Source organism: Chryseobacterium sp. JK1, from assembly GCF_050632815.1.
Lineage (GTDB): Bacteria > Bacteroidota > Bacteroidia > Flavobacteriales > Weeksellaceae > Chryseobacterium.
Map to the genome: position 1 here is coordinate 359,495 of NZ_JBODRU010000003.1, position 25,661 is coordinate 385,155.

The 25,661-nt window shown below is 36.2% G+C and carries 22 protein-coding genes and 1 tRNA gene; 15 read left to right on the forward strand and 8 right to left on the reverse strand.

The annotated features are described in order from the left end of the window. Positions 1–66: 66 nt before the first annotated feature. Positions 67–621 (reverse strand): thioredoxin family protein, encoded by a 555-nt coding sequence (locus ACQ76T_RS18305; protein ID WP_431344694.1) that lies wholly within the window; start codon positions 619–621, stop codon positions 67–69. A 321-nt stretch (positions 622–942) separates the two neighbouring features. On the opposite strand from ACQ76T_RS18305, the gene ACQ76T_RS18310 reads away from it, so the two are divergent. The 4 genes from ACQ76T_RS18310 to ACQ76T_RS18325 all read left to right on the forward strand — a co-directional run bounded on the left by ACQ76T_RS18310 (position 943) and on the right by ACQ76T_RS18325 (position 8,138). Then, positions 943–1,539 carry a TetR/AcrR family transcriptional regulator gene (locus tag ACQ76T_RS18310; protein WP_431344695.1) on the forward strand — a complete coding sequence of 199 codons (597 nt, stop codon included), beginning with the start codon at positions 943–945 and terminating at the stop codon, positions 1,537–1,539. Between the two features lie 366 nt (positions 1,540–1,905). Beyond that, positions 1,906–3,066, forward strand: coding sequence for an efflux RND transporter periplasmic adaptor subunit (locus ACQ76T_RS18315; protein ID WP_431344696.1), 1,161 nt, complete (start codon positions 1,906–1,908; stop codon positions 3,064–3,066). Between the two features lie 40 nt (positions 3,067–3,106). Further along, positions 3,107–6,289 carry an efflux RND transporter permease subunit gene (locus ACQ76T_RS18320; RefSeq protein WP_431344697.1) on the forward strand — a complete coding sequence of 1,061 codons (3,183 nt, stop codon included), beginning with the start codon at positions 3,107–3,109 and terminating at the stop codon, positions 6,287–6,289. A gap of 436 nt (positions 6,290–6,725) precedes the next feature. Further along, positions 6,726–8,138, forward strand: a complete 1,413-nt coding sequence (locus ACQ76T_RS18325; protein ID WP_431344698.1) for an efflux transporter outer membrane subunit — start codon at positions 6,726–6,728, stop codon at positions 8,136–8,138. 187 nt (positions 8,139–8,325) lie between these two features. On the opposite strand, the gene miaA is transcribed toward ACQ76T_RS18325, so the two are convergent. After that, positions 8,326–9,234: a tRNA (adenosine(37)-N6)-dimethylallyltransferase MiaA gene (gene miaA, locus ACQ76T_RS18330; RefSeq protein ID WP_431344699.1), complete on the reverse strand. Its 909-nt coding sequence runs from the start codon at positions 9,232–9,234 to the stop codon at positions 8,326–8,328. A 94-nt stretch (positions 9,235–9,328) separates the two neighbouring features. Between miaA and ACQ76T_RS18335 the strand changes: the two genes are divergently transcribed. The 3 genes from ACQ76T_RS18335 (at position 9,329) to nadA (ending at position 11,941) form a co-directional block, all read left to right on the forward strand. Beyond that, complete coding sequence (locus ACQ76T_RS18335) at positions 9,329–10,186, forward strand: YicC family protein (protein WP_431344700.1); 858 nt, start codon at positions 9,329–9,331, stop codon at positions 10,184–10,186. Between the two features lie 66 nt (positions 10,187–10,252). Then, on the forward strand, positions 10,253–10,816 hold the full coding sequence (gene gmk, locus ACQ76T_RS18340; protein WP_431344820.1) for a guanylate kinase: 564 nt from the start codon (positions 10,253–10,255) through the stop codon (positions 10,814–10,816). A gap of 105 nt (positions 10,817–10,921) precedes the next feature. Next, a complete protein-coding gene (nadA, locus tag ACQ76T_RS18345; protein ID WP_422693984.1) occupies positions 10,922–11,941 on the forward strand; it encodes a quinolinate synthase NadA in 1,020 nt (339 codons plus the stop codon). A gap of 82 nt (positions 11,942–12,023) precedes the next feature. Here the strand turns inward: nadA and ACQ76T_RS18350 are convergent, their stop codons facing one another. The 4 genes from ACQ76T_RS18350 to ACQ76T_RS18365 all read right to left on the reverse strand — a co-directional run bounded on the left by ACQ76T_RS18350 (position 12,024) and on the right by ACQ76T_RS18365 (position 13,212). Continuing rightward, positions 12,024–12,227, reverse strand: coding sequence for a hypothetical protein (locus ACQ76T_RS18350; protein WP_431344701.1), 204 nt, complete (start codon positions 12,225–12,227; stop codon positions 12,024–12,026). A gap of 96 nt (positions 12,228–12,323) precedes the next feature. Further along, positions 12,324–12,527: a bacteriocin-like protein gene (locus ACQ76T_RS18355; RefSeq protein WP_431344702.1), complete on the reverse strand. Its 204-nt coding sequence runs from the start codon at positions 12,525–12,527 to the stop codon at positions 12,324–12,326. Positions 12,528–12,793: 266 nt separating this feature from the next. Beyond that, complete coding sequence (locus tag ACQ76T_RS18360; protein ID WP_431344703.1) at positions 12,794–12,964, reverse strand: bacteriocin-like protein; 171 nt, start codon at positions 12,962–12,964, stop codon at positions 12,794–12,796. Positions 12,965–13,020: 56 nt separating this feature from the next. Continuing rightward, a complete protein-coding gene (locus tag ACQ76T_RS18365; protein ID WP_431344704.1) occupies positions 13,021–13,212 on the reverse strand; it encodes a hypothetical protein in 192 nt (63 codons plus the stop codon). A gap of 492 nt (positions 13,213–13,704) precedes the next feature. Between ACQ76T_RS18365 and thrA the strand changes: the two genes are divergently transcribed. From thrA to ACQ76T_RS18400, 7 genes are all read left to right on the forward strand, one after another. Further along, a complete protein-coding gene (thrA, locus tag ACQ76T_RS18370) occupies positions 13,705–16,155 on the forward strand; it encodes a bifunctional aspartate kinase/homoserine dehydrogenase I (protein WP_431344705.1) in 2,451 nt (816 codons plus the stop codon). 12 nt (positions 16,156–16,167) lie between these two features. Then, a complete protein-coding gene (locus ACQ76T_RS18375; RefSeq protein ID WP_431344706.1) occupies positions 16,168–17,103 on the forward strand; it encodes a homoserine kinase in 936 nt (311 codons plus the stop codon). Positions 17,104–17,120: 17 nt separating this feature from the next. Beyond that, positions 17,121–18,449 (forward strand): threonine synthase, encoded by a 1,329-nt coding sequence (gene thrC, locus ACQ76T_RS18380; RefSeq protein ID WP_431344707.1) that lies wholly within the window; start codon positions 17,121–17,123, stop codon positions 18,447–18,449. Beyond that, positions 18,430–18,798: a dihydroneopterin aldolase gene (gene folB, locus ACQ76T_RS18385; protein ID WP_431344708.1), complete on the forward strand. Its 369-nt coding sequence runs from the start codon at positions 18,430–18,432 to the stop codon at positions 18,796–18,798. Before thrC ends, folB begins: the two co-directional genes overlap by 20 nt. 35 nt (positions 18,799–18,833) lie before the next feature. After that, entirely contained in the window at positions 18,834–20,198 is a 1,365-nt protein-coding gene (locus ACQ76T_RS18390) for a DUF4403 family protein (protein ID WP_431344709.1), read from the forward strand. A 32-nt stretch (positions 20,199–20,230) separates the two neighbouring features. Next, positions 20,231–20,728: an RDD family protein gene (locus tag ACQ76T_RS18395; protein WP_431344710.1), complete on the forward strand. Its 498-nt coding sequence runs from the start codon at positions 20,231–20,233 to the stop codon at positions 20,726–20,728. A gap of 59 nt (positions 20,729–20,787) precedes the next feature. Continuing rightward, positions 20,788–20,858, forward strand: a tRNA-Cys gene (locus ACQ76T_RS18400). A 244-nt stretch (positions 20,859–21,102) separates the two neighbouring features. Here the strand turns inward: ACQ76T_RS18400 and ACQ76T_RS18405 are convergent. Next, complete coding sequence (locus ACQ76T_RS18405) at positions 21,103–22,830, reverse strand: hypothetical protein (protein WP_431344711.1); 1,728 nt, start codon at positions 22,828–22,830, stop codon at positions 21,103–21,105. 1,241 nt (positions 22,831–24,071) lie between these two features. Here ACQ76T_RS18405 and ACQ76T_RS18410 point away from each other — a divergent pair. Next, positions 24,072–24,902: a glycosyltransferase family 2 protein gene (locus tag ACQ76T_RS18410; RefSeq protein WP_431344712.1), complete on the forward strand. Its 831-nt coding sequence runs from the start codon at positions 24,072–24,074 to the stop codon at positions 24,900–24,902. A 243-nt stretch (positions 24,903–25,145) separates the two neighbouring features. On the opposite strand, the gene ACQ76T_RS18415 is transcribed toward ACQ76T_RS18410, so the two are convergent. Beyond that, the gene (locus ACQ76T_RS18415; protein WP_431344713.1) at positions 25,146–25,580 is read right to left on the reverse strand and encodes a hypothetical protein; all 435 of its coding nucleotides are present in this window, start codon (positions 25,578–25,580) and stop codon (positions 25,146–25,148) included. Between the last annotated feature and the right edge of the window lie 81 nt (positions 25,581–25,661).

Consider the following 25,661-nt stretch of genomic DNA (forward strand, 5'->3'; position numbering starts at 1 on the left):
CACTCCAAAAGAGCAGCTTGTATTATAATGACTAAAACTAGTAACTAAATAACTAGTAACCAGCAATTATTTCCATTTAATATTGCATCCCATACTTGGTCTTTGAATTTCTTCCTGAGGTTCTCCCAACAAAAGATTTTCAAAAGCAATAATCAGGTCTTCTCCGGTTACATCTTTATTATTTCCCGGTCTTGAATCGTCCATCTGACCTCTGTATACAAGATCCAATTTATCATCAAAGAAATAAAAATCCGGGGTACAAGCAGCATCATATGCTTTAGCAACCGCCTGACTTTCATCAAATAAATAAGGGAAATCAAATCTTCTTTCAATCTGAAACTCGATCATTTTTTCTGGAGAATCGTCCGGATATTTTTCAATATTATTTGCATTGATGGCGATAAATTCAATTCCGCGTTCATTATAGTCTTCATACAATTCATTGATCTTATCGATCACATGAAGTACAAACGGACAATGGTTGCACATGAAGATCACCAACGTTCCTTTTTCTCCTTTCAGTTCTTCCAAAGACTGAAGTTCATTCGTTTTTGAGGGGTTAGGAAGTTCAAAAAACGGAGCTTTTGTTCCTAATGCCAACATATTTGAGGGAGTATTCATATCCTTTTTTCTTTACTGGCAAAGATAGATATTTCTTTCATTAATAGATTGGGTTCAGGATAAGACATTTATATTTTTAACATGATAAAGAAAGCCAAAATGCAAATACTGAAGCTATTGGGTGCTCAAAAATAGTTATAGTCAAATTCTATAATCTTTTCATCTCAACGTCAAACTATCTTCCAGTAAACAGTTTCCTGTTTTTTGAAGCCAAGATTTTGGGTGTTAATTATCCCCTCCGCAACATTAAATTCATCATATCCTTTGGAAGTTATATTAAAAAGTTTGTAGTTTTGCTAACGCTGTTAGTAAAAAAATATCATGGGCTTACACGAACGTCGTCAAAGAGAAAAGGAATCCATCCGTGCAAATATTTTGCAGGCTGCTTTCACTTTGGCCAAAACTGAAGGCTGGGGATCACTATCTATGCGAAAAATAGCGGATGCTATTGAATACAGCGCTCCGGTAGTGTATGATTATTTTGAAAACAAAGATGCCATTCTGTTTGAGATCTCTCTGGATGGTTTTCACAAGTTACATATAGAATTATTAAAAGCCCAGCAGAAACACGAGACTCCGGAAGATCAACTGGTGGCTATTGTAGATGCATATTGGAATTTTGCTTTTAATAATAAAGAATATTACCAGCTTATGTTTGGTCTGGGAATGCAATGTTGTGGTAAAGGGCAGATGAAAAAAGAATTTTCCTCGTTCCAGGAGCTTATTTTTGAATGTACCTATGAGATTATTGAGAAAAACGGTTCCAATCTGGATAATGCCTGTCACATGTCACACGCACTTTTTTCTGCTGTACATGGTATGATCTCTATTATGATGATGCGTAATGCAGACATCCCTTCTACCATGAACAAAACGACTTTAGACGAAACTGTTTTGGCTTTTATTAAGTCTTTATAAAATTTTTTTGAATTAAAAATTAACACCGTTAGGAAATTTAACACTGAATTAATAGTACCATTCGTGTATATCCTGATTAAAACTAAAATTAACTGATGTAAAATTCTGCAGAATTAAAGAGTAAAGGTAATCTTTTTATCTCATAAATTAACACCGTTAGCAAAATTAACACACTACACCTCATCTTTTATATATAAACCAACATTAAACAATTTTCAGTTATGGAAACTATCGACTCTATTGCACATTAAAAATTCTGTAATTTTTTTTGAACAAATTATTAACACTGTTAGGAAAAAAAACAGCATTTATTTACAAGTAACATTACTTAAATCTAACACTTCATTAAAAAAATTAAACCAAAAAATGAAAATACCTGGAAAAACAAGGTTTATTGTACTTATTGCAAGTATAATTCTTTTACAGAGCTGTACCAAAGCCGCAGAAGGATCTAATGCCGCAATGCCAGCACCAGAACTTCCGGTTTATACCGTTATCACATCTCCCGCTACTACATATCAGGAATTTCCAACTGCTCTGGAAGGTAAAAATAACGTAGAAATCCGATCTCAGGTGGATGGATATCTGGACAGGATCTACGTAGAGGAAGGAGCTTATGTAAGAGCCGGACAGCCTTTATTCAAAATAGATTCAAGAAGCTACGGCGAACAGATGAATATGGCTCAGGCTAACCTTCAGGTGGCTAATGCTAATATTCAAAAGGCAAAAGTAGAAGTTGACAGACTTCAGCCACTTGTTGCTGCAAAAGTAGTTTCTGACGTACAGCTTAAGACTGCAAAAGCTAATTATGAAGCCGCAGTTGCTGCAGCATCACAGGCCAGAGCATCAGTAGGAAGTGCAAGAATCAACGTAGGATTTACAACCATTACAGCTCCTGTAAGTGGATACATCGGTAGAATTCCTTATAAAAAAGGAAGTCTGATTTCAAAAGCAGATCCTAATCCGCTAACTCTTCTGTCTGATATCAGTGAAATCTATGCTTATTTCTCACTGAGTGAGCTTGACTTTATTGCTTTCCAAAATAAATATCCCGGAGCCAACCTGAAAGAAAAACTGAAGAATATGCCAATGGTTGATTTGGTCATAGCTGACAACAGTACCTATCCTGAAAAAGGGAAATTGAGTATTGTAGACGGACAGTTTGATAAAACAACCGGAGCCATCAGTGTACGTGCCGTATTCCCTAATGCCAACGGAACTTTAAGAACCGGAAATACAGGAAGAGTGCGTATGCCACAACTTCTTTCCAATGCAGTGGTTATTCCTCAGGAATCTACATTTGAGATTCAGGATAAAACATACGTCTATGTAATGGATAAGGATAAAAAAGTAACCGGAAGACCTATCAAAATCTCTGGAAAAACAGACAGTTATTACTTTATTTCCGAAGGACTTACTCCTGGAGAAAAAATTGTATTCACAGGGATCGGAAGCTTGAAAGACGGTGCATCCATCAGACCGAAAAATATTTCTTCTGACAGCTTATTAAAAGCAAAACCACTTTAGTCCTTTCCGAATACAGAAGACTTAAAAAAATAAACTTCTTATGTTAAAACAATTTATAGAAAGACCGGTCCTTTCAACGGTCATCTCCATAATACTCTTATTATTGGGAGCCCTGTCTCTCTTTAATTTACCGATTGCCCTTTTCCCGGATATCGCTCCTCCAAGCGTTCAGGTAACGGCATTCTACCCTGGAGCCAACGCTGAGGTAGTAGCACGTTCGGTAGCAACCCCAATTGAAGAAGCCGTAAACGGGGTGGAAAACATGACTTACATGACATCCAACTCGAGTAACGACGGTACTATGACTCTTAGTGTATTCTTCAAACAGGGAGCAGATCCTGATAACGCTGCGGTAAACGTACAGAACCGTGTATCGAAAGCAATGAGCCAGCTTCCTCAAGAAGTGGTACAGGCGGGAATTTCAACCCAGAAGGTACAGAACAGTATGATCATGTTCATGGGATTAACCAGTGAAGATGAAAAACAATATGATGAACTATTCCTTCAAAATTACCTGAAGATCAATGTAATTCCTCAGATACAACGTATTCCCGGAGTAGCACAGGCACAGGTATTCGGAACCAGAGATTATTCCATGAGAATCTGGTTGAAACCGGACAGATTAGCGGCTAACAACCTTTCTCCACAAGAAGTTCTTGGGGCGATCAAAGATCATAACCTTGAAGCTGCTCCCGGACGTCTTGGACAGGGAAGTAAGGAAACTTATGAATATATCCTTAAATATAAAGGAAAGCTTAACAAAGGGGAAGATTATGAAAACATTGCCATCAAAGCAAATAGTGACGGCTCTTTCCTAAGATTAAAAGATGTAGCAAGAGTAGAATTCGGTTCTTATACGTATACTGCCACCAACAGAGTAGATGGAAAACCGGTTGCAGGATTTGCCATACTACAGACTGCAGGCTCCAATGCAAATGAAATCCTTACTGAGATTGAAAAGCAGGTAAAAACAATGGAAACTACTCTTCCTAAAGGAGTAAAGCCTATTATCATGTACAATTCCAAAGACTTTTTGGATGCTTCAATTCATCAGGTAGTAGAAACATTAGTAATTGCCTTTATTCTGGTATTTATTGTAGTATATATTTTCCTTCAGGATTTCAGATCTACACTAATTCCTGCAATTGCAGTACCGGTTGCAATTATTGGAACCTTCTTCTTCCTGCAGCTTTTTGGTTTCAGTATCAATATGCTTACTTTGTTTGCCCTGGTTCTCGCTATTGGTATCGTAGTGGATGATGCCATTGTAGTGGTGGAAGCTGTTCACTCAAAAATGGAACAGACAGGAATGCCAGTAGAGCACGCTACCATGCACTCGATGAGTGAAATTTCCGGTGCGATTATCTCTATTACCCTGGTAATGTGTGCCGTGTTTATTCCGGTTGGTTTCATGCAGGGACCTGCAGGAGTATTCTACAGACAGTTTGCCTTCACATTAGCTATCGCAATCTTAATTTCAGCGGTGAATGCATTAACACTGAGCCCCGCATTATGTGCAATGTTCCTAAACGATCCTCAAGGAGAGCATGGTGAACATGGTCATAAAAAAGGTTTTGGAGCGAGATTCTTCAATGCTTTCAATGCCAGCTTCAACAGCATGACCAGAAAATATATTTACAGCCTTAAGTTTTTAATTAAAAATAAATGGGTAGCCATTGGCGGTCTGGTTGTTATTACAGCTGCAAGTGTATTTCTAATCAAAAAAGCACCGTCAGGATTTATTCCTACTGAAGACCAGGGATTCGTACTCTATGCTGTAAATACTCCTCCGGGAAGTTCATTGGAAAGAACTCACAGAGCGACAGCACAAATTGATAAAATCATCAATGGTGAAAAAGCCACCAACCACCTTTGGGTAGCGGATGGTATGAACTTCATCAGTAATGCGAACGCTTCTCCATATTCTGCGGGTTTCATTAAGCTTAAAGATTATGACAAACGTGGCGAAATGAAAGACCCTGATCAGATTGCAGCGACATTAACAGGAAAGGTAAGCCAGGTAAAAGATGCCAATGCATTCTTCTTCAACTTCCCTACTGTACAAGGTTTTGGTAACGTTTCCGGATTCGAATTTATGCTTCAGGACAAAACGAATGGTTCTTTCGAACAGCTAGGAACAACCACTCAGCAATTCATTGGTGAACTGATGAAAAGACCTGAAATTGCTTTTGCCTTTACTACCTATGCTGCAGGAAACCCTCAGTATACTATTGATGTAAATACAGACAAAGCCAATCAGTTGGGTGTTTCTGTTACAGATCTGATGCAGACGATGCAGATTTATTTCGGAAGTAGCTTTGTTTCGGATTTCAATAGATTCGGAAAGTATTACAGAGTAATGGCACAGGCGGATATCCCTTACCGTACAGATGTGAATTCGTTAGAAGGAATTTATGTTAAAAACAAATCTGGAGAAATGGTTCCTGCAAAAACACTGGTAACGTTAAAAAGATCTTTCGGTCCTGAAACCGTAACAAGAAATAACCTTTTCAACGCTGTTACCATTAACGGAACTCCTAAACCAGGATACAGTACCGGAGATGCCATCAAAGCAGTGGAAGAAGTTGCTCAGCAGTCACTTCCAAGAGGATATGGATATGAATGGACAGGGATTACCCGTGAAGAGATCAAAACAAGTGGCCAAACGGCATTTATCTTCTTCCTGAGTATCTTATTTGTATACTTCCTTCTGGCAGCTCAATACGAAAGTTATATTCTTCCGTTCGCGATTATTCTTACAATTCCTACAGGGATTTTCGGAGTATTTGCTTTCACAGGATTAGCAGGTATCGACAATAACATTTATGTACAGGTAGGATTGATCATGTTGGTAGGATTGCTCGCCAAAAATGCCATCCTGATTGTGGAATTTGCCGTACAGAGAAGAAAAGCAGGAAAATCATTAATAGAATCTGCTCTTCAGGCATCAAGATTACGTTTAAGACCTATCCTAATGACCTCTTTTGCCTTTATCGTAGGAATGCTTCCGTTGGTATGGACTCAGGGAGCTTCTTCCAAAGGAAATCACTCCATCGGGTACAGTACTGTAGGTGGAATGTTGACAGGAGTAATATTCGGGATCTTCATCATCCCGGTAATGTATGTAGTCTTCCAGTATCTGCATGAGAAAATGCCGAGCAGAAAAAAGAAAAGACTTCAAAAACAAAAACTGGAGGCTGAACTTTTATCAAGTCCTCATTAATAAAATGAACTACAAAACTTTGAGAAATTTTAAAACAACGAAAAATTAATGTAACCCGTTAAGTTTTTCTTTAAAATAGTAAGAACAATACGAATATCATATGTCAGCGTCTCATCATTCAATGTTCTTACAGGTTCAAAAACAAAGTATTTTCTCCTACTAAAGACAATCTTGTATCAAGAACCACTCAAAGTTTTGTATTCTATCAAAAGTTTAAAATGAACTACAAAACTTTGAGAAATTTTAAAACAACGAAAAATTAATGTAACCCGTTAAGTTTTTCTTTAAAATAGTAAGAACAATACGAATATCATATGTCAGCGTCTCATCATTCAATGTTCTTACAGGTTCAAAAACAAAGTATTTTCTCCTACTAAAGACAATCTTGTATCAAGAACCACTCAAAGTTTTGTATTCTATCAAAAGTTTAAAAACTATGAAAAGAGTAAAAAATATTATTTTAACTTTTGCGATCGCTATAGGCTCTGTTTCGTGTGTTTCAAAACTGGCATACGCAGAACCTGAGCTTCCGCTTCCTGAAAAATTCCAGTATACTGCAACTGCCGATACAGCCAGCGTTGCCAACCTGGAATGGAAACAGTTTTTCAACGATCCTATCTTACAGGATCTGATTGAAAAAGGAATCAAACATAACTATGATCTTCAGATCGCTTTAAAACAAGTTGCCGCTTCACAGGAAAAGCTGAAACAGGCAAAATATATGCAGTATCCTGATGTTGGTTTCGGAGTATCAGGACAGATTTCTAAGCCTTCCAAAAACAGTATGAATGGTGAGAGCTTAAATTTATTTTTAGGTCAGAGCCATGTTGAAGATTATAATGCAGCCTTCAACCTTTCATGGGAAGCCGATATCTGGGGAAAAATCAAAAACCAGCAGGAAGTTTCAAGAATGCAGTATCTGCAAACTTATGAAGGTTCAAAAGCCGTTCAGACTCAGGTTGTCGCAGCTATTGCTCAGGGATATTATAACCTGCTAATGCTTGACAAACAATTGGGAATTGCAAAATCCAACCTTGAATTGAGTGATAATACATTGTTGATCACACAGAAAATGTGGGAAAGTGGAGATACGACTTCTTTAGGAGTTCAGCAGTCTACCGCTCAGAAACAGGCCACGGAATTGTTAATTTCTCAGTTGGAACAGAATATTGCTATTCAGGAAAATGCTTTAAGTATTCTTGTAGGTGAACTTCCCAATAAGGTAAGCAGAACCATTGAGATGTCTGATACTTCATTACCACAAAATATCACAGCAGGCCTTCCTGCAGCGATGGTAAGCAGAAGACCGGATGTACGTCAGCAGGAACTGGCATTGTTGCAATCTAATGCTATGGTAGGAATTGCACAAGCGAATATGTATCCTTCATTAAAAATTACCGCTAACGGAGGAGTGAATTCTTTCAAGTTTGATAATTGGTTTCAGATTCCTGCATCATTGTTCGGATCGGTTTTAGGAGGAATCACTCAGCCTATTTTCCAGAAAAGACAATTGAAAACAGATCTTGAAGTGGCTAAAATTCAGAGAGAACGAAATGTTCTATCATTCCGTCAATCGGTACTGAATGCTGTAGGAGAAGTTTCTGACGCTTTGGTTTCTAACGAAAGTCTGAAAGTTCAGGAGCAAAAAGCATCTGAGCAGGCTACTACACTGAAAGATGGTATTAAAAGTGCACAGCTTCTTTATAAAGGAGGTTCAGCCAATTACCTGGAAGTGATTACAGCACAGGGGAATTCCCTACAGGCAGAGCTGAACCTGGCTTCCATTAAAAGACAGAGATTAAGCAGCATTGTAGATCTATACAGAGCGCTTGGCGGTGGTTGGAAGTAGTAAATTAAATTATATTTGTTAATTAAGGTGCGGTTCTTTTTAGAGCCGCATTTTTTGTATCAGTTCTTTTTATTACGATACGAACTTAACCTTAGATTCCTACGAAATGACAAACTGGATGCTTAATTTATCCATGCACTATGTCATTCCGTAGGAATCTATATTTTAAAATTACTGAGTTTTACTTCTAAAACTGATCAGCAATCCATTTCAGTAAATCTTCATATTCTTTTTCAGAATATCCCAATGATAAATAATGAATATCATTCGCCTTTCTATACCAGGTCAGCTGACGTTTTGCGTATCTTCGGCTGTTCTTTTTAATTTCCGAAACAGCGAAATCCAGCTCCCATTCCCCATCAAAATATTTGAACAATTCAGCATATCCTACTGTATTTAAAGCGGTCAGTCCTTTGAATTTCTCAAGACCTTTTACCTCATCCAGCAGCCCTTTCTCCATCATAATATCCACTCTTCGGTTGATCCTGCTATACAGTTCTTCTCTTGGAGCTTCAATTCCTATTCTAATCACGTTGAAGTCTCTGGAGTCCTGAGATACAGCGATTAATTCAGAATATTTTTTTCCCGTCTGCCAAATAACATCAATAGCACGCAAAAGTCTTCTGTGATTATGAAAGTCCACTACTGCAAAATATTCCGGGTCTCGTTCTTTTAAAATTTCCTGAAGTTTTTCAATTCCTTCGTATTCGAAAATGTCATTCAGCTTTTTCTGGTTTTCTTCGTCGGCTTCCGGTAGATCGTTCAACCCTTCAATGACTGCCTTTTCATACATCATACTTCCCCCTACCAGAATAACGGTTTCATGATTTTTGAAAAGTTCATTCAGTTTTTTTAAAGCATCTTCTTCATACTGACCAATAGAATAATATTCTTCTACTGATAAATTTCCGATAAAATGATGAGGTGCTGCAGCCAATTCTTCGTCGGAAGGTGCCGCCGTACCGATTTTCATTTCTTTAAAAAACTGTCTGGAATCGCAGGAAACAATCTCCGTATTGAAATGCTGAGCCAGATCGATGGCCAGTTTTGTTTTACCAATTCCGGTGGGTCCTACTACAGAAATCAAATTTTTCATCACTTCACGTTCATTATTTTATGGGTAATATGTAACCATTACAGATTTCACTGTGCTAATTTAAATGTTTATCTTTGTAGAACAATAAAAAACTATGATTTTATCAATGACTGGCTTCGGTAGAGCCGAAGGTGTTTTTGAAGGAAAAAAAATAACAATAGATATTAAATCTCTGAACAGCAAGAGCTTTGATCTAAATATTAAAATTCCTTTACGTTATAAAGAAAAAGAATTTGAGATCAGAAAAATTCTTAATGATAGAATTATCCGTGGAAAAGTAGATTGCTACGTGAATCTGGAGAATCTTGAAGAGTCTAATGATGTAAAAATCAACAAGAACCTGATTGATTCTTATATGAATGAATTGAAAAAAATCGCTTCAGACGGTCCCGATTTCGAATACCTTAAAATGGCGGTTAGACTTCCTGATGCTATTACTTCCAGACCCGACGAACTTACAGAAGGCGAATGGGAAGCTTTAGCAAAGATCGTAAATGCTGCTGTAGACAGATTTGAAGAATTCCGTACAACGGAAGGCAGTATTCTGCACGAAGAACTCAACAGAAATATCCAAAACATTGATAAATATCTTGGTGAGGTTATTCCTTTTGAAGAAGAAAGAATTGTAAGTGTAAAAGAACGCTACCAAAAAGCTTTGAAAGAATTCGAAAATGTAGATGAAACCCGTTTCTATCAGGAAATGGCCTACTTTACGGAAAAACTTGACATTTCAGAAGAAAAGGTAAGACTTACCCAACATTTGAAATATTATAAAGAAGTAATGGATAATGAATCTTTCAATGGTAAAAAACTGGGCTTTATTTCTCAGGAAATCGGAAGAGAGATCAATACATTAGGTTCCAAAGCCAATCACGCTGCTATTCAGAAACTGGTAGTCATGATGAAAGACGATTTAGAAAAAATTAAAGAGCAAACATTAAACGTATTATAAATGGTTGAAGGCTGATTGTAAAAGATGAAAGCAAGCTTTTACAATCAACCAACAGCTTACCACTTTATGGATAAAGTAATTATATTTTCAGCTCCATCCGGAAGCGGAAAGACTACATTGGTAAAACATTCTCTGGAAACATTTCCTGAACTGGAATTCTCCATTTCCTGCACAACCAGACAGCCAAGAGGAAGTGAAGTTCACGCGGTAGATTATCATTTTTTAACTCCTGATGAGTTCAGAAAGAAAATCTCAGAAAATGCTTTTGTAGAATATGAAGAAGTATACACTGACAAATATTACGGTACTTTAAAATCTGAAGTAGAAAAAATCTGGAATCAGGGAAAAGTTGTTATTTTTGATGTAGATGTAAAAGGAGGTATTTCTCTGAAAAAATATTTCGGAGATAAAGCCTTGTCTATCTTTATAGAACCACCTTCCATCGAGGAATTGGAACGAAGATTGATTTCAAGAGACACAGATGATGCAGAAACCATTCAAACCCGTGTAGCCAAGGCAGAAGAAGAGTTGTCTTACGCCAATGAGTTTGATAAGATCGTCATCAATGCCGATCTTGATATAGCTAAAAAAGAAATAGAAAGTTTAATAAAAAGTTTTATCAGTAATTAACGGCTGGAAGAGAGAAGCCAGAAGAGAGAAGTATCCCCAATACTCCCGGAATCTGACTTCTAATTTCTAACCTCTACCTTCTGATAATAAAAAATTGAGGTTGATATGAGTACCGAAACATTAGAAAAAGCTAAATCTGCAATTCCTGTAAAAGGATTTCTGGATATAAAAGATATAGCCATTCCCAAAGGAGAAGAATTGGTAAAAGCCATTCTGAAACTGAAAGAGGAAAAGAATGCTGTTATTCTTGCACATTATTACCAACCGGGAGAAATCCAGGATATCGCTGATTTCCTTGGAGATTCTCTGCAGCTGGCAAGACAGGCAAAAGACACCAATGCTGATATGATTGTGTTCTGCGGAGTACATTTCATGGCAGAAGCCGCTAAAATCTTAAACCCAACTAAAAAAGTAGTTTTACCGGATACCATGGCTGGATGCTCTCTGGCAGACGGTTGTTCAGGAGAAGGGCTAAGAAAAATGCGCGAACAACATCCCGATGCTTTAATTGCCACTTACATCAACTGTAATGCTGAAACCAAAGCAGAAAGTGATATCATCGTTACCAGCTCCAATGCGGAAACTGTTATTGAAGCATTACCAAAAGACAGACCCATCATTTTTGCACCAGACAAAAACCTGGGAAGATACCTTTCCAAAAAGACAGGACGCGATATGATCCTTTGGGACGGAAGCTGTATTGTACACGAAGCGTTCTCTATGGAAAGAATTGCCAAACAATTGGCAGACAATCCAGATGCGAAAATGATTGCCCACCCTGAAAGTGAAGAAGCTGTTCTTAAACTGGCTCACTTCATCGGTTCTACTTCTGCCCTATTGGATTATGTTGAAAAAGACGAGTGTCAGAAATTCATCATTGCAACAGAAGAAGGAATTTTACACGAAATGAGAAAACGTGCTCCCCATAAAGAATTGATCCCTGCATTAGTTTTTGATGAAAGCTGCAACTGTTCAGAATGTTTCTATATGAAACGTAATACGATGGAAAAGTTATATTTATGTATGAAATATGAACTTCCTGAAATTCTTATTGATGAAGAATTAAGAGTAAAAGCGCTAAAGCCGATTGAGGCAATGCTTGATCTCTCAAAAAGTATAAAATAAATATAAAAGCACTGTAGAAACAGTGCTTTTTTTATGTTTAAAAATGAGCATTTATCTTTATAAGATGTCTCAATTCAGGCCATTAAGTAATAAAGACAAAACAATCTGCACTAACAACAACACACATTCTGCATTGTTCTGATAATGTCCAATACGCCTCACATGACGGATCTGTTGGAGAACCCGGGCCAAAAACAAGATGGGTAGGACATCCATTGCAGCTTGAAATACCTGTACCATTCATCTGTTCTAAATCTTTTCTGTTTAATTTTTTAAGATGTTTCATAGTTATTTAGTTTTAACATTAATCTTATGAGCACTAACTATGCTTTTGAAAGATTATTATAGTAAAAAAAGATTGAAAATAGTCTTATTCATGATTCTAAGACACTCCTCCTTCCATACATTCCATGCTGACGATAACACACATTTTGCAACGCAAAGGAAGCATTTGATAGGCATCACACGGAGCATCTCCAGGGCTGTTTCCGTAGGTAGTGTGCTGTGGACACCCCGTACAGTTTGAAGCGGCCGCACCGTGTAATTTTTCAAGTTCTTTTCTGTTTAACTTTTTTAAATTTTTCATAGTGGTTTTAATTTTGTAACATATTGGATTTTGTAAAGAATCAACGGTTCTTAATGATTAAAATCGGAATAATCCGAACCATAGCAATCTGGGCTTACATCTAAACAATTTCTGCAGTTGTAATAATGTTCAATAGCTCCTGCAGCTGTTTGTATATTCCGGTCCATTGCCATAATTTCCTTATATCCCGTATTGCCTCTTCGTTGATACTTTTCAGCTATGTAACTGATAATTTTTTATGATATTGTTTTATCATTAAATGAAAACTACAGCATTGGAGCATAGCAGGTTCCTCCGGGCTTTCTCCAGCATCCCCACGCTCCACCACCACGGAAACACACGAACTGTTCGCCACCGCAGGCTTCAATTTGAATATCAGTAAAACCTCCGTTAATACTTTTCTTTTCTTCTCTTGATAATTTTTTAATTGTTTTCATAGTAATTATTTTTAAAATGGTAATAAAGAATATTATTGTTAAATTTCTTCTTTAAATTAAAACGGTTCAAAACATTCATAACTTACCAGAACCCTCTTTTTACAACATTCCGGCAACCCAAAATACTCTCCACATGATTTCTGTTCATTGGGACCATAAGGACCATCAGGACAGTTTTCATTGCATGACCCTATTCCTCCATTAATTTTTTTTAAACTTACTCTGTTTAATTTTTTTGATTTTTTCATAACAATTTGACTTAGTTCATTTTATAAATATAACAAATCATTTCATTCTACAGCAAAAAATTACTCACAATTATAAGAATTAATAGAAAAATACTATTAACCTATCATTTTTAATAAGTGAAATTTTATCATAACAATCCATTGACTGTTATGAATTCTAACAGCAACCTATTTTAAAAACTATTGTAGAGATTGTCGGTATTAATATCATATCAATACAAAATATTGATTTCTAAATATTTAATTTTCAAATAAAACTTGGATATTTCAAATTAATTTGTACATTTGTCTCATTACAATGAGTTTTTCTAGAAACATATCTGATATTTCTATCCTGAAGTCCGCTATTTCAGGAGTATCTGCTGTTTCTACATTCACAACTACAACAACTACCCCTTAACGGGGGAAATTTTCACATATTATTACCTGCACCTGTACTCTTTTTTCAAAGAGTAACCATTACATTTTTACCTCATTTTAAATCAATAATTGATGAAAATTTTAAAATTCGGGGGAACTTCAGTTGCCCATTCTCAAAATATACTTCTGGTAGAAAACATCATCAGAAAAGAATCTTCAGAAGACAGAATTCTAGTTATTGTTTCAGCACTTCATGGCGTTACAGACCAGTTGATTAAAGCTGCAGAATCAGCATCTTTGAAAGATGAAAATTACCTTAACATCCTTCAATATCTTGAAGAAAAACATATCAACCTTGTCAAGGAACTCATCCCTGTTGCTAACCAAAGTTCGTGGCTGAGTTTTGTAAAAAAACATTGTAATGATTTGGAAGATCTCTATAACGGAATAGCTGTTTTAGGAGAACTTACCGATAGAATTAAAGATAAAATTGCTTCATACGGTGAATTTCTTTCTTCTCAGATTATTGCAGCCAGACTTCAGGAACAAGGGCTTGATTGCCTATGGATGAACTCTGCTGATCTTATTAAAACCGACAGCAATTTCACTCATGCAAAAGTAGATTTCAGTCTAACCGATCTGAATCTTAAAAATTATCTCAGTGAGCACTCAAACCGAATCATAATTGGCCCGGGCTTTATAGCCAGTGACTCTAAAAATAATAGAACGACATTGGGAAGAGGTGGCTCCGATTATACTGCTTCTATTATCGCAGCCGCTGTTCATGCAGAAGAACTTCAGATATGGACAGACGTAAGCGGAATGATGACCGCTGATCCGCGCTTGGCATCTAATGCTAAACCTATTTCAGAAATTTCATATCATGAAGCAATGGAACTTTCCCACTTTGGAGCAAAAGTGTTATATCCACCATCCATTCAACCTGTGATGGTAAAAAACATTGATCTGCTCATTAAAAATACTTTCGCTCCAGAAGCACAGGGAACATTGATCTCTCATCATCTGAAAAAAGCAGAAAATAAAGAACAGCAGATAGCAGTAGGCGTTTCCAATATGAGCCATATTGCTCTGGTTACTTTGGAAGGCAGCGGTATGGTAGGAATTCCGGGAATATCAGCCAAATTATTTCAGTGCTTAAGTCAGGAAAAAATAAATATCATTCTGATTACTCAAGGGTCTTCTGAGCATTCCATTACGATAGCGATTAATGAAAAAGATGCTTTCCATGCAGAAAGTGCGATCAATTCTGCATTTGCGGATGACATTAATTTAGAAAGAGTCTACCCTGTAAAAATTGAAACAGGTCTTGCCATTGTCGCTTTAGTAGGTGAAAATATGAAAAGCAGAAGCGGAGTAAGTGCTAAAATGTTTGGATGTCTTGGGAACAACGGTATTAATATCAGAGCTATCGCTCAAGGATCTTCAGAAAGAAATATAAGTATTGTTATCTCCGAAAAAGACAGTAAAAAAGCGGTTAATATTCTTCACGAAGAATTTTTTGAATCAGAAATTAAACAGATCCATCTTTACATTTGTGGTACCGGTAATGTAGGTTCAAAGTTGATTCAACAGATTTATGATCAAAATGAATATTTAAAAGAGACCTTCTTAATCAATCTGAGAATTGCTGGAATTTCCAACAGTCGTAACATGATGTTTTCAGATCAGGGTATTTCTCATGAAAACTATCTCAACTGGGAAAAGCAAAGTGAAAAAGCATCTTCCAGGGAATTTGCAGAAGAAATTATACAAAGAAATTTGAGGAACTCGGTATTTGTTGATGTCACTGCCAGTCCGGATGTACCCGAAATGTATGAAAGTTTACTGAATAGAAGCATCAATATTGTTGCCTGTAACAAAATTGCAGCATCCTCAGATTTTGAAAAGTATAAAACTTTAAAAAATACAGCCAGAAACCATAACTGCAGCTTTTATTTTGAGACCAATGTTGGTGCAGGGCTTCCTGTAATAGGAACCATCAATGATCTGATCAAAAGTGGTGATAAAATAATCTCTATCCAAGCAGTACTGAGCGGAACATTAAATTTTGTTTTCAATCATTATGACAGTAGTAGGACTTTTTCTGAAGTTGTAGCTCAGGCACAGAAAGAAGGTTATACAGAACCTGATCCAAGACTTGATCTATCGGGAACTGATGTTGCCAGAAAAATTTTAATATTAGCGAGAGAAGCCGGATATCCATTACAGTTTGGGCAAATTGAAAACATAAGTTTTCTTCCCGAAGAATGTATGCAGGGAAGTGTAGAAGATTTCTATCAAAAGCTTACTGAATATGAAAGCCATTTTAAAAGTCTGCTAAACGACGCTCAAAACAATGGGAAAATACTAAAATACACCGCAGAATTTGAAAATGGAAAAGCTAAAGTTGGTTTACAGCAGGTAGCTTCCGATAGTGATCTTTTTCATCTTTACGGAAAAGATAATATTGTCATTTTTAAAACATTAAGATATTCTGAACAGCCATTGGTGATAAAAGGCGCAGGTGCAGGTGCCGAAGTAACTGCAAGTGGAGTTTTTGCAGACATTATACGTTCCATTTAAAATACATACATTATGAAAAAAGTAAAAATAAAAGTTCCTGCTACAGTAGCCAACCTCGTTTGTGGATTTGATATTCTTGGAATGGCCGTACACGAACCTTACGATGAAATGGAACTGAAAATTCTGGAAACTCCGGATATTATTATTAAACATGAAGACTCCTTCGGGCTTCCTGAAAATCCTTCAGAAAATGTTGCCGGTATTGTTTTGTTAAAAATTCAGGAACATCTTAAGTTAAACACAGGTTTTGAAGTGATAATCCGTAAACATATTAAACCAGGCAGCGGGCTCGGCTCCAGTGCGGCAAGTGCCGCCGGAGCCGCCTTTGGAGCCAACATTCTTTTAAAAAACATCTTATCAAAAGAGGAAATGGTTCATTTTGCCATGTTCGGAGAAGAGCTTGCTTCTGGGGTACGTCATGCCGATAATATTGCCCCTTGCATTTATGGAGGTATTACTTTGGTAAAATCTACAGATCCTATAGATATCATCCCGCTGAATGCTCCCGAATTATTTGTTGCAGCAGTACATCCGCAGGTCGAAGTAAAAACTTCAGATTCAAGGCAGATTCTGAAAAAGAATATTTCGCTGAAAAGTGCTGTAGAGCAATGGGGAAATATTGCAGGACTGATCGCCGGTATTCAAAAAAATGATTTATCATTAATTGGAAGAAGTCTTCATGACGTCATTGTGGAACCTGTACGAAGTATTCTGATTCCAAAGTTCGACGAAATTAAGGCGGGAAGTCTTCAGATGGGAGCACTTGGAGGAGGCATCTCCGGATCCGGTCCTTCTATTTTTATGCTGGCCGAAAAACAAGAAACAGCTGAACGCATTGCACAATTTATGAAATCGGTATATGATACTATTGAAATTGAAAGCTTCGTTTATGTTTCTAAAATAAATCCGGAAGGAATTCAAATTGAAGAAGAATCTTCATCTCTATAACTTATTAATTGAAAAAAATGATCTACTATAATCTAAAAGACCATTCTGAAACTGTTGATTTCAGAAATGCCACCATAAAAGGACAGGGACAAAGCAAGGGACTTTTCTTCCCCGAAAATATTCCTCAGTTTGACGAAGAATTCATTCAGAACCTTACTTCATATACTCAGGAAGAAATTGCTTATCAATGCATGAAGGATTTTGTAGGAGATGAAATTCCCTCAGAAATTCTGTGGGAAATAGCCTCCGAAACGGTCAATTTTGAAATTCCACTTATCAAAATTAACGATCAGATATCGATTCTTGAGCTGTTTCACGGTCCTACTCTCGCCTTCAAAGATATTGGGGCCAGATTTATGAGCCGTTGTCTCTCCTATTTTTTGAAAGATCAACAGAAAAAAGTAACCGTTCTTGTTGCAACCTCTGGAGATACCGGAGGAGCCGTTGCTAACGGGTTTTATAAAATTCCGGGAATACATGTGGTGATTCTTTATCCTAAAAACAGAGTAAGCCCAGTTCAGGAAAAGCAGCTCACTGCGTTGGGAGAGAATATTTCAGCATTGGAAGTTGACGGTAGTTTCGATGATTGTCAGAATATGGTTAAAGCAGCCTTTGCAGATCAGGAAATTAATGATCACCTGCTATTAACTTCTGCAAATTCCATCAACGTTGCCAGATGGCTCCCTCAGCAAATTTATTATCTGCTAGCTTATAAACAATGGCTTGAGCAAAACCGTGAAAAGCCTGTCATTTGTGTTCCCAGCGGAAATTTTGGAAATATCTGTGCCGGAATTCTCACTTATTTCAGAGGACTTCCTTCTGAACATTTTATTGCTGCATGCAACGAAAATCATGTAATTCCTGATTATCTGAAAACCCAAAATTATCAGCCACAACAAGCCGTTCCTACTCTATCTAATGCCATGGATGTGGGAGATCCCAGCAATTTTGTCAGAATCCTGGAGCTGTTCAGCCATCAGTTTGATTCATTAAAAAGTAAGATATCTGCCTATTCAATTAATGATCAGGAAACGATGAATACCATCACAGAAGTCTATCAGAAATATGGATATATACTGGAACCTCACAGTGCCGTTGCATTTGCATCGATGAACCAATATTTACAAAAAAATACTGAGAAGAAAGGCTTTATTTTAGGAACAGCACATCCTGTAAAGTTCCCTGATGCAGTAGAAAAAGCCATTCAGAATTCCATTGAAATTCCGGAGTCATTGAATGACCTTATGAAAAAGGAGAAAAAAACTGTTGAAATAAATTCAGATTTTGAAGAATTAAGACGATTTTTGCTTAGTAAAATTGAAGACGATGAGCAAAATATATCTTGAAGATGTAAAAATATATGCCTACCATGGCGTACTACCTGAGGAAAACATTATCGGAACCTACTATATTCTGAATGTAGAAATTCATACAGATTTGTGGAAAGCCGCAGAATCTGATGATTTGAATGATACGATAAGCTATGCCGACATCAACGATATCCTTCATCAGGAAATGAAAATAAAATCCAAACTTCTTGAATATGTTGCCGGAAGGATTATTTCAAAGATTCACAGCAGTTTTCCACAAATTGGATATATCAAATTAAAGATAACGAAAACCGCTCCACCGATGCAGGGAGAAATGAAAGGAGCCAGCATTGAACTGGAAAAAAGCTTTAAACCAGAAAATTAACATTTTTATTTTCATTCATAAAAAACATAAAAAAATTGAAACTCGTTAAAATATTATTTCTAGTAGCTTTTATCAATGCTTTCGGACAAACCGGTGTTGATAATCAGTTGGCCACTTACAACTTTCCAAAGATCAAGTCCAGCATTACGATGCCCGTAACCATTCCTCTTTCGGAATTAAGCAATATGATCAATGCTTCGGTAAAGGATTTGATCTACCAGGATGATTCTTATACGGATAACAATAATGATCAGTTTAAAGTTAAAGTCTGGAAAACCCGTCCCATCCGTCTTGTTGGCGGTACCAGTCAGAATCTACTGATAGAAGTGCCTTTAAAAGTATGGGCAGAAAAAGGGATCGGAACTCTGGGAGTATACACTTATCAGAATACAACCTTTGAAACGGTCATGTCTTTTAACACAACGGTTACTTTTAATAATAACTGGACTATCACCACCAATACTCAACCCAACGGATTCCGTTGGGTAACTAAACCTGTTCTTGACTATGGAAGAATACAGATTCCCATCACTCCTATTGTTGAAAAGAACCTTAAGGAGCAGCAAGAAAAATTCTGCAAAACTATCGATCAGCAAATGGCTACACAGCTCAATTTTCAGCAATATGCTCTTATGGCGTGGAATACTTTCCTCCAACCATTCAATATTTCTGAGGAATACAATACCTGGCTGAAGGTAAGCCCGATTGGCGTAAATATTACTCCTTTAAAGTTTTATGGTAATCAGATCAATGCGACTTTAGGGGTGGATATTTATTCGGAAACGTTTACAGGAAGTAAGCCTGCAGCCTCTTTACCGGTGACTGCGGTTTCTAATTTTAGCACCTCTCCTACTGTTGCAGACAAATTTGTATTGCAGACCACCGCCAATATTCCTTTTACAGAAGCGAGCAACATGGCACGAAAGACTTTTTTAAATAAAGAGTTTGACATTCGTGATTCTAAAGTAAAAGTAACTGATATCAGAGTATATGGTGTAGATAACAGAGTTGTGATTGAGGCTCAAACAGACGGTTATATAAAGGGAACTTCTATTATCTCAGGAATCCCTGTGTATGATGAGGTAAAGAGAAAAATTGTTTTATCGGAAACCAAGTTTAAGTTAAAAACAACCAATATTCTGTACAAAACAGCGTCTCTCCTGTTTCAGGGTAAAATTGTAAAAATGATTGAAGAGGAATATGGTATTCCGACTCAGGAACTGGAAGATGCCTCCAGAAAAAGTATTGAAGAGACTTTTAACAAAGAATATTACAAGGGCTTAAAAATGAACGGGAAAGTTTTCAATCTTAAACCCAGTAAAATTCTCCTCAACAATACTGGCATTACCGCTGTGATTGATACCAATGCGTCATTAAAACTGCTTGTCAACGGATTTTAAAATCCATATATACAAAAAACTAATAACCAACCATGAAAAAAATTCTAAACATCGTTGAATATAATAAAGCCTCTCTCGGAGTAAGGTTTGCCAATAACTTTCTGGACCTTATTGTTCTGATTGTTATTAATTATATCCTTTATGGTATTTTTAATCTTCTTTACAAAACGACCTCTATTCAGTTTTTCTACTTCTACAATAACGGTGGAGTACTTTGGGAACTTTTTACAGGTAACCTCAATTATTTCCTATATTACTTTTTGATGGAAAACTATACAGATGGCAGAAGTATTTCAAAGTATATTACCGGAACTAAAGTTATCAGTACAGATGGCACAAAACCCACTACGCAGCAAATTTTTTATAGAAGTCTTTCCCGACTTGTTCCTTTTGATGGGCTTTCTTTCTTTGGAACCAACGGTTGGCACGACAGCTGGAGCGAAACAAGGGTTGTTAATATCAAAAATTATGAGTCTGAAATTCAGGCAAAAAGAGAAATAGAAGCGATTGGAGTAAAAGAAATTATCTAAAAACTTTTGTTCATAAAGTATTTTTACTATATTTGCACACCTCAAAAATGGTAAAACACGGTACTTTGGCCGAGCGGCTAGGCAGTGGTCTGCAACACCATCTACAGCGGTTCGAATCCGCTAGGTACCTCAAAAAACCCCTACAACTTAATTCATAAAAAGTTTAGGGGTTTTGTTTTGATTTCATTCCAACATAATTCCAACGAATTTATTTATCTTTACAATACCAAAAGAGCATATCTAAGTCTAAATATGCAAACTCCAGAAATGGTACATAAAAAAAATCCGAAGAAACAAATGCATCTCCGGATTGAATAGTATTTAATTTTTATGTCAACCTATTTTAGGACGACTCAATATGTATTTCTCATTTACTAATTCATAGGACTGGCAAATAAATAATTTTCTCCATTATTCCCAACATTGGCTGTTGGAGGAGTTCCTACATTATCAATAGTTCTAAACCACGAATAGATTGTAGTGGGTGTATTAACCTGTATGGGAATAACTCCCGTTAAAAAAGAATACCCAGATCCACTTGCTACACTTGGAGACAACCACCCTGCTACAAGATTACTGGCTAGAAAAGAAAAAGTCGTATTGGCTAAAACGGTATTACTGCTACTCAGTGTAATACGAACCCATGAGTTGTTAGCAGCAGTTGCAGCAGTTGAGCTGTACAATAATTGTCCTATATAGACCAACCATCTACCAGCAGGCAGGGTTAAACTTGATCCAATAAGCGTATTTGCAGCCACTGGTTTCACTGTTGTATTCATAGTTCCTAATATTGTGGCGATGGTACTTGAACTAGCTACCCATGTAGCTCTACCCGCATTATCACTCGCTAAAACCTTATTCACTCCCTCGTTTCCATCCTGAAGCTGAAATGCTGTATAGGGTGCAGTACCCACCGTATGCAGTTTTGCATTTGGAGTAGTGGTACCAATTCCCACTCTATGATTTACAGCATCTACAGAAAAACTATTGTCATCAACAGAAAACAAATTAGTGGATGTACCGTTAAAAGCTAACGTATTTGCTCCTTGACTCACTATTCTGTTACTTGCTAATGTTCCATCTGTATTATAAAGATTTACAGATGCCGGAGCTGCAGGTAATGCTTTCCATGTTCCTACCCCTACACCATCTGAGGTAAGAACATAACCATTAGCCTGATTTCCATCTACAATTTTAACAGCCGAAATAGGTGTAGCTACTGTTCCTCCAGATTGTATATCAAGCTTTACCGCAGGAGTAATGGTTCCTATCCCCACGTTTCCTGATGATTTTACAGTTAATCGGGGAGCATAATCTATTGCGTTTCGGGTATAAAACTGTAATCCGGCATAATTATTATTGATATCCCTGTCTATCCCTCTTATCGCAGCTCCTGAAGGGGAAGTTGCCGTAATGCCCGGTATAAAATCTAATGTCGCAAACTGTGTTGCAAATTGCTGATCATTGTACATGGTAATGTTTCGGATTTCTGGATTTCCACAAGGAATTCCACAGTTTCTGGCTCCTGCTGCAATAACATCTATTGAGGCTTCGTTTGCAACTGGAAGTACATTCAAAGTCACTGCAGGTGTCCCAGTACCAATGCCTACACGATGATTTGCAGCATCTGCTGAGAATGTAGTTCCATCCACCGAAAACGCATTTACCGAAGTTCCTCTAAATGCCAAAGTGCTGGCTCCTTGAGTTACAACCCTGTTACCTGTTAAAGCGCCATCAGCAGTGTATATATTATTGGATACAAAAGTTGTATTAGCCGGATTATGAAGCTTAACCCAAGCGGAGCCATTATAATAGTAATACCCTACTGTATCTATATTTACAGCTGCTCCCGCTTGTGTGCCTGTGGCTACACTATTAATATACACCAGAGTGGAAACCGTTGTTCCCGTCATTATTTGAGCTCTTTGCCTGTCTATTCTGGGAACTAACAGTCCATCAGGAGAAGTAGAACTCCCAGTGGCATTTTTGGCAACAACATCTAAAGTTGTTTGTGGCGTGGGAGTATTGACCCCTACTTGACCATAAACAATATAACTGGCTGATAAAAAAATTGCTGAAAAGTAAATTTTAAGAGGTTTCATAATATATATATATTAAATAATTTATCTCGAAAGCAAAATTCTACCAATTTTTTAAAAAGGTATCATTAAAGGGGGGGGTAATCATTTAAAAGCTATTAAGACAAATATATAAATTATTTCATAATATAGTGATATTTCATCTAAAACCATTATTTCAGGAGCTTACAAAACAAAAACACCTCTCAAAAAGAGCTTTCCGTATATAAAATATTAATCTCCTGCTTCTTATCTGAAGTTATAAGCCGTACATGATTTACGTGTCTTGATTTTTATACCAAGTTACTGAAAGAGAAATCCCCGGATCTATCCGAGGAAAAGCTAATTATCAACTCTTATAAAAAGAGAAGTATGGTATAAATATAAAAAATCCTCGGAAATTCCGAGGATAAAAACTAATAACCATGAAAACTCAAATTAAACATGAGTTGTGTTTGTATATTGAAAAATCGTGCCAAGAATTATATTTTTCAGAAAAAAAATCGATTTATGCTCTCAATTCAAAATTAAACATTTCACTATTTTACTTCACTTTAATTATATTTATGAAAAAAAATTTACAATTATTTATAATTAATTCAAATAACCTCAAAAGCCAAATGATATTGTTAATAATAAAATAATTTAATTTTTATTAAAAAAAACTTCACATTAAGAAATTGAAAGTTCATGATGAATTCATAAAAGACTCAAATGGAAAAAAAAAGACAAAATATCACTTCCACACCCAAGCATAACAAGTAAAGAATTGGAATAAACCTAAAAGAATACAAAAAGCCCCCATAATGGAGGCCTCAAAAAACACAAATGATGAAAAAATTTTTTATTAGAAATAAAAATTATTCGATTTCTTAAATAATAGTCAAACTTACATTATACTTTCTCGTTATTTTATGATTCTACTCATGTTATTTTATAATAATATAACCTTCATTATTATATTACTATCAAACCTTGCTTATTTTAATTATCCGATTCTGATAAATCATTGGTGATAGTATTCATTAATAAGAGTAATATTTTCCTCAAAAAACTTATAATATATTCACGTCAACACATTCTAAATTAAAATCAATCAATTCATAAATACGATACCATTCTTATAAACATATAACAAACTATACTAAAAATAAATAAACATAATCTTTAAAAAATATTAAAAAAAAATTAAAATCACGATGATCCATGATATATTTTTCTGTTATTTTATTTTATAATTTTGTTTGAAATTAATTCAAGATATTGTGATAAAATTTTCTATACTTATAGCCAATTATAATAACGGAAAGTATTTTAAAGAGTGCTATGACTCATTAATGAATCAAACGTATGGAAATTGGGAAGTTATAATTGTAGACGATGCATCTACGGATAATTCGGTAGAAATCATTAATTCGTTGATTAAAGATCATTCGCAATTTAAATTCTATCATAACTCCGTCAATCAAGGTTGTGGCTATACAAAAAGAGAATGTATGAAATATGCAGAAGGAGATATCTGTGCTTTTTTGGATCCCGATGATGCACTTTACCCAGAGGCATTGGAAGCAACCATTCATGAATTTATTCACAAAAAAGATATTGTTGCTACCTATTCTCAAATGATGCTTTGCAATGATAATCTTATCCCGGAAAAAGTTTTCGAAAAAACGAGAGAAATCTATAATGATCGATATTTCTTCAATTGCCCTACCCAATTTGCTCATTTCTTTGCTTTCAAAAGGGAAATTTATCATAAAACCTCTGGCATTAATGCTAGCTTAAGGAGCGCAGTAGACCAGGATCTTTATCTCAAAATATTAGAACATGGCAATATCAGATACATTAAAGAGCCTTTATACTTATACAGATTGCATTCTAATGGAATCTCACAACAAGATGCCAAGCAGAATGCCAAAGAATCATTCGCAAAAGTGATTCATGAAACCATGAAAAGAAGAGGCATCCAAAAGATCAACAACAAGATTGTTCCCGAAATTTTTACCAACTCACGGGAAATCTATGAACTTCTCAATTATCAGACCCACAAACTTCACCGCCTGATCAAAAGGATAAAAGTTTCTTTGAAAATGTGAGAATACAAATCTTTGATTCATTTTTCATCATCAAAAAAAGACCTCCACAGGGAGGTCTAAAAAACACAAATGATGAAAAAAAATCTATTTGGAAAAAATCCAAACAGAATATTATTTAGATTGCTTTGTCATACTATTTTAACATCAGGTTCTACCATAAAAAATACCTGTTAAAATAAAGCAAACGATTGACTTTCATTTAAAATTCTCCGTAAGAAAATCTACAAAGAAAGCGAAGAGAAATTACTCTTCCCACATAATAGGAATGTATACCGTAATATATCCTTCTGCATCTACATTCGCTTCAGAAACTGTAGCAATTACTGTTCCATAACCAACCCATCCACCTTGCCCCTGTATCCCGGAGAAAGCATATACTCCCTCAGGAATTTCTTCAGAATACTGAGGAAGAGACCGATAACCTTCACTAAAATACAATTCGCCACTAGTTGTGTTTTCTGCAACAAAACCTCCCAGGTCATAAGTTCCGGAAAGTAATTTGGTCCCACTTTTAGAAAGAAGTCCGTAACGGATTTTAAAAGTCTGAGTCTTTGATTCTTTGTGAGGAACTTCCAAAGAATTTTTCACAGGAGTTTCAATAACATCCCTCGAAGAAAAAGACGTAGCGACAGCCAACAATCCTGCAACAGCAGAAACTGTAAAAAATGATTTTTTCATATTATTATAATTTGGTAAGTCAAATGTAGCCAACTTATATGAATTGAGTGAAAATTATTAATGAACTCTATATTATCAACA

Excerpts from the sequence above, each read along its gene's own strand:
- ACQ76T_RS18305 (WP_431344694.1), bottom strand. The coding sequence starts at position 621 with ATGAATACTCCCTCAAATATGTTGGCATTAGGAACAAAAGCTCCGTTT.
- ACQ76T_RS18310 (WP_431344695.1), top strand. The coding sequence starts at position 943 with ATGGGCTTACACGAACGTCGTCAAAGAGAAAAGGAATCCATCCGTGCA.
- ACQ76T_RS18315 (WP_431344696.1), top strand. The coding sequence starts at position 1,906 with ATGAAAATACCTGGAAAAACAAGGTTTATTGTACTTATTGCAAGTATA.
- ACQ76T_RS18320 (WP_431344697.1), top strand. The coding sequence starts at position 3,107 with ATGTTAAAACAATTTATAGAAAGACCGGTCCTTTCAACGGTCATCTCC.
- ACQ76T_RS18325 (WP_431344698.1), top strand. The coding sequence starts at position 6,726 with ATGAAAAGAGTAAAAAATATTATTTTAACTTTTGCGATCGCTATAGGC.
- miaA (WP_431344699.1), bottom strand. The coding sequence starts at position 9,234 with ATGAAAAATTTGATTTCTGTAGTAGGACCCACCGGAATTGGTAAAACA.
- ACQ76T_RS18335 (WP_431344700.1), top strand. The coding sequence starts at position 9,329 with ATGATTTTATCAATGACTGGCTTCGGTAGAGCCGAAGGTGTTTTTGAA.
- gmk (WP_431344820.1), top strand. The coding sequence starts at position 10,253 with ATGGATAAAGTAATTATATTTTCAGCTCCATCCGGAAGCGGAAAGACT.
- nadA (WP_422693984.1), top strand. The coding sequence starts at position 10,922 with ATGAGTACCGAAACATTAGAAAAAGCTAAATCTGCAATTCCTGTAAAA.
- ACQ76T_RS18350 (WP_431344701.1), bottom strand. The coding sequence starts at position 12,227 with ATGAAACATCTTAAAAAATTAAACAGAAAAGATTTAGAACAGATGAAT.
- ACQ76T_RS18355 (WP_431344702.1), bottom strand. The coding sequence starts at position 12,527 with ATGAAAAATTTAAAAAAGTTAAACAGAAAAGAACTTGAAAAATTACAC.
- ACQ76T_RS18360 (WP_431344703.1), bottom strand. The coding sequence starts at position 12,964 with ATGAAAACAATTAAAAAATTATCAAGAGAAGAAAAGAAAAGTATTAAC.
- ACQ76T_RS18365 (WP_431344704.1), bottom strand. The coding sequence starts at position 13,212 with ATGAAAAAATCAAAAAAATTAAACAGAGTAAGTTTAAAAAAAATTAAT.
- thrA (WP_431344705.1), top strand. The coding sequence starts at position 13,705 with ATGAAAATTTTAAAATTCGGGGGAACTTCAGTTGCCCATTCTCAAAAT.
- ACQ76T_RS18375 (WP_431344706.1), top strand. The coding sequence starts at position 16,168 with ATGAAAAAAGTAAAAATAAAAGTTCCTGCTACAGTAGCCAACCTCGTT.
- thrC (WP_431344707.1), top strand. The coding sequence starts at position 17,121 with ATGATCTACTATAATCTAAAAGACCATTCTGAAACTGTTGATTTCAGA.
- folB (WP_431344708.1), top strand. The coding sequence starts at position 18,430 with ATGAGCAAAATATATCTTGAAGATGTAAAAATATATGCCTACCATGGC.
- ACQ76T_RS18395 (WP_431344710.1), top strand. The coding sequence starts at position 20,231 with ATGAAAAAAATTCTAAACATCGTTGAATATAATAAAGCCTCTCTCGGA.
- ACQ76T_RS18405 (WP_431344711.1), bottom strand. The coding sequence starts at position 22,830 with ATGAAACCTCTTAAAATTTACTTTTCAGCAATTTTTTTATCAGCCAGT.
- ACQ76T_RS18415 (WP_431344713.1), bottom strand. The coding sequence starts at position 25,580 with ATGAAAAAATCATTTTTTACAGTTTCTGCTGTTGCAGGATTGTTGGCT.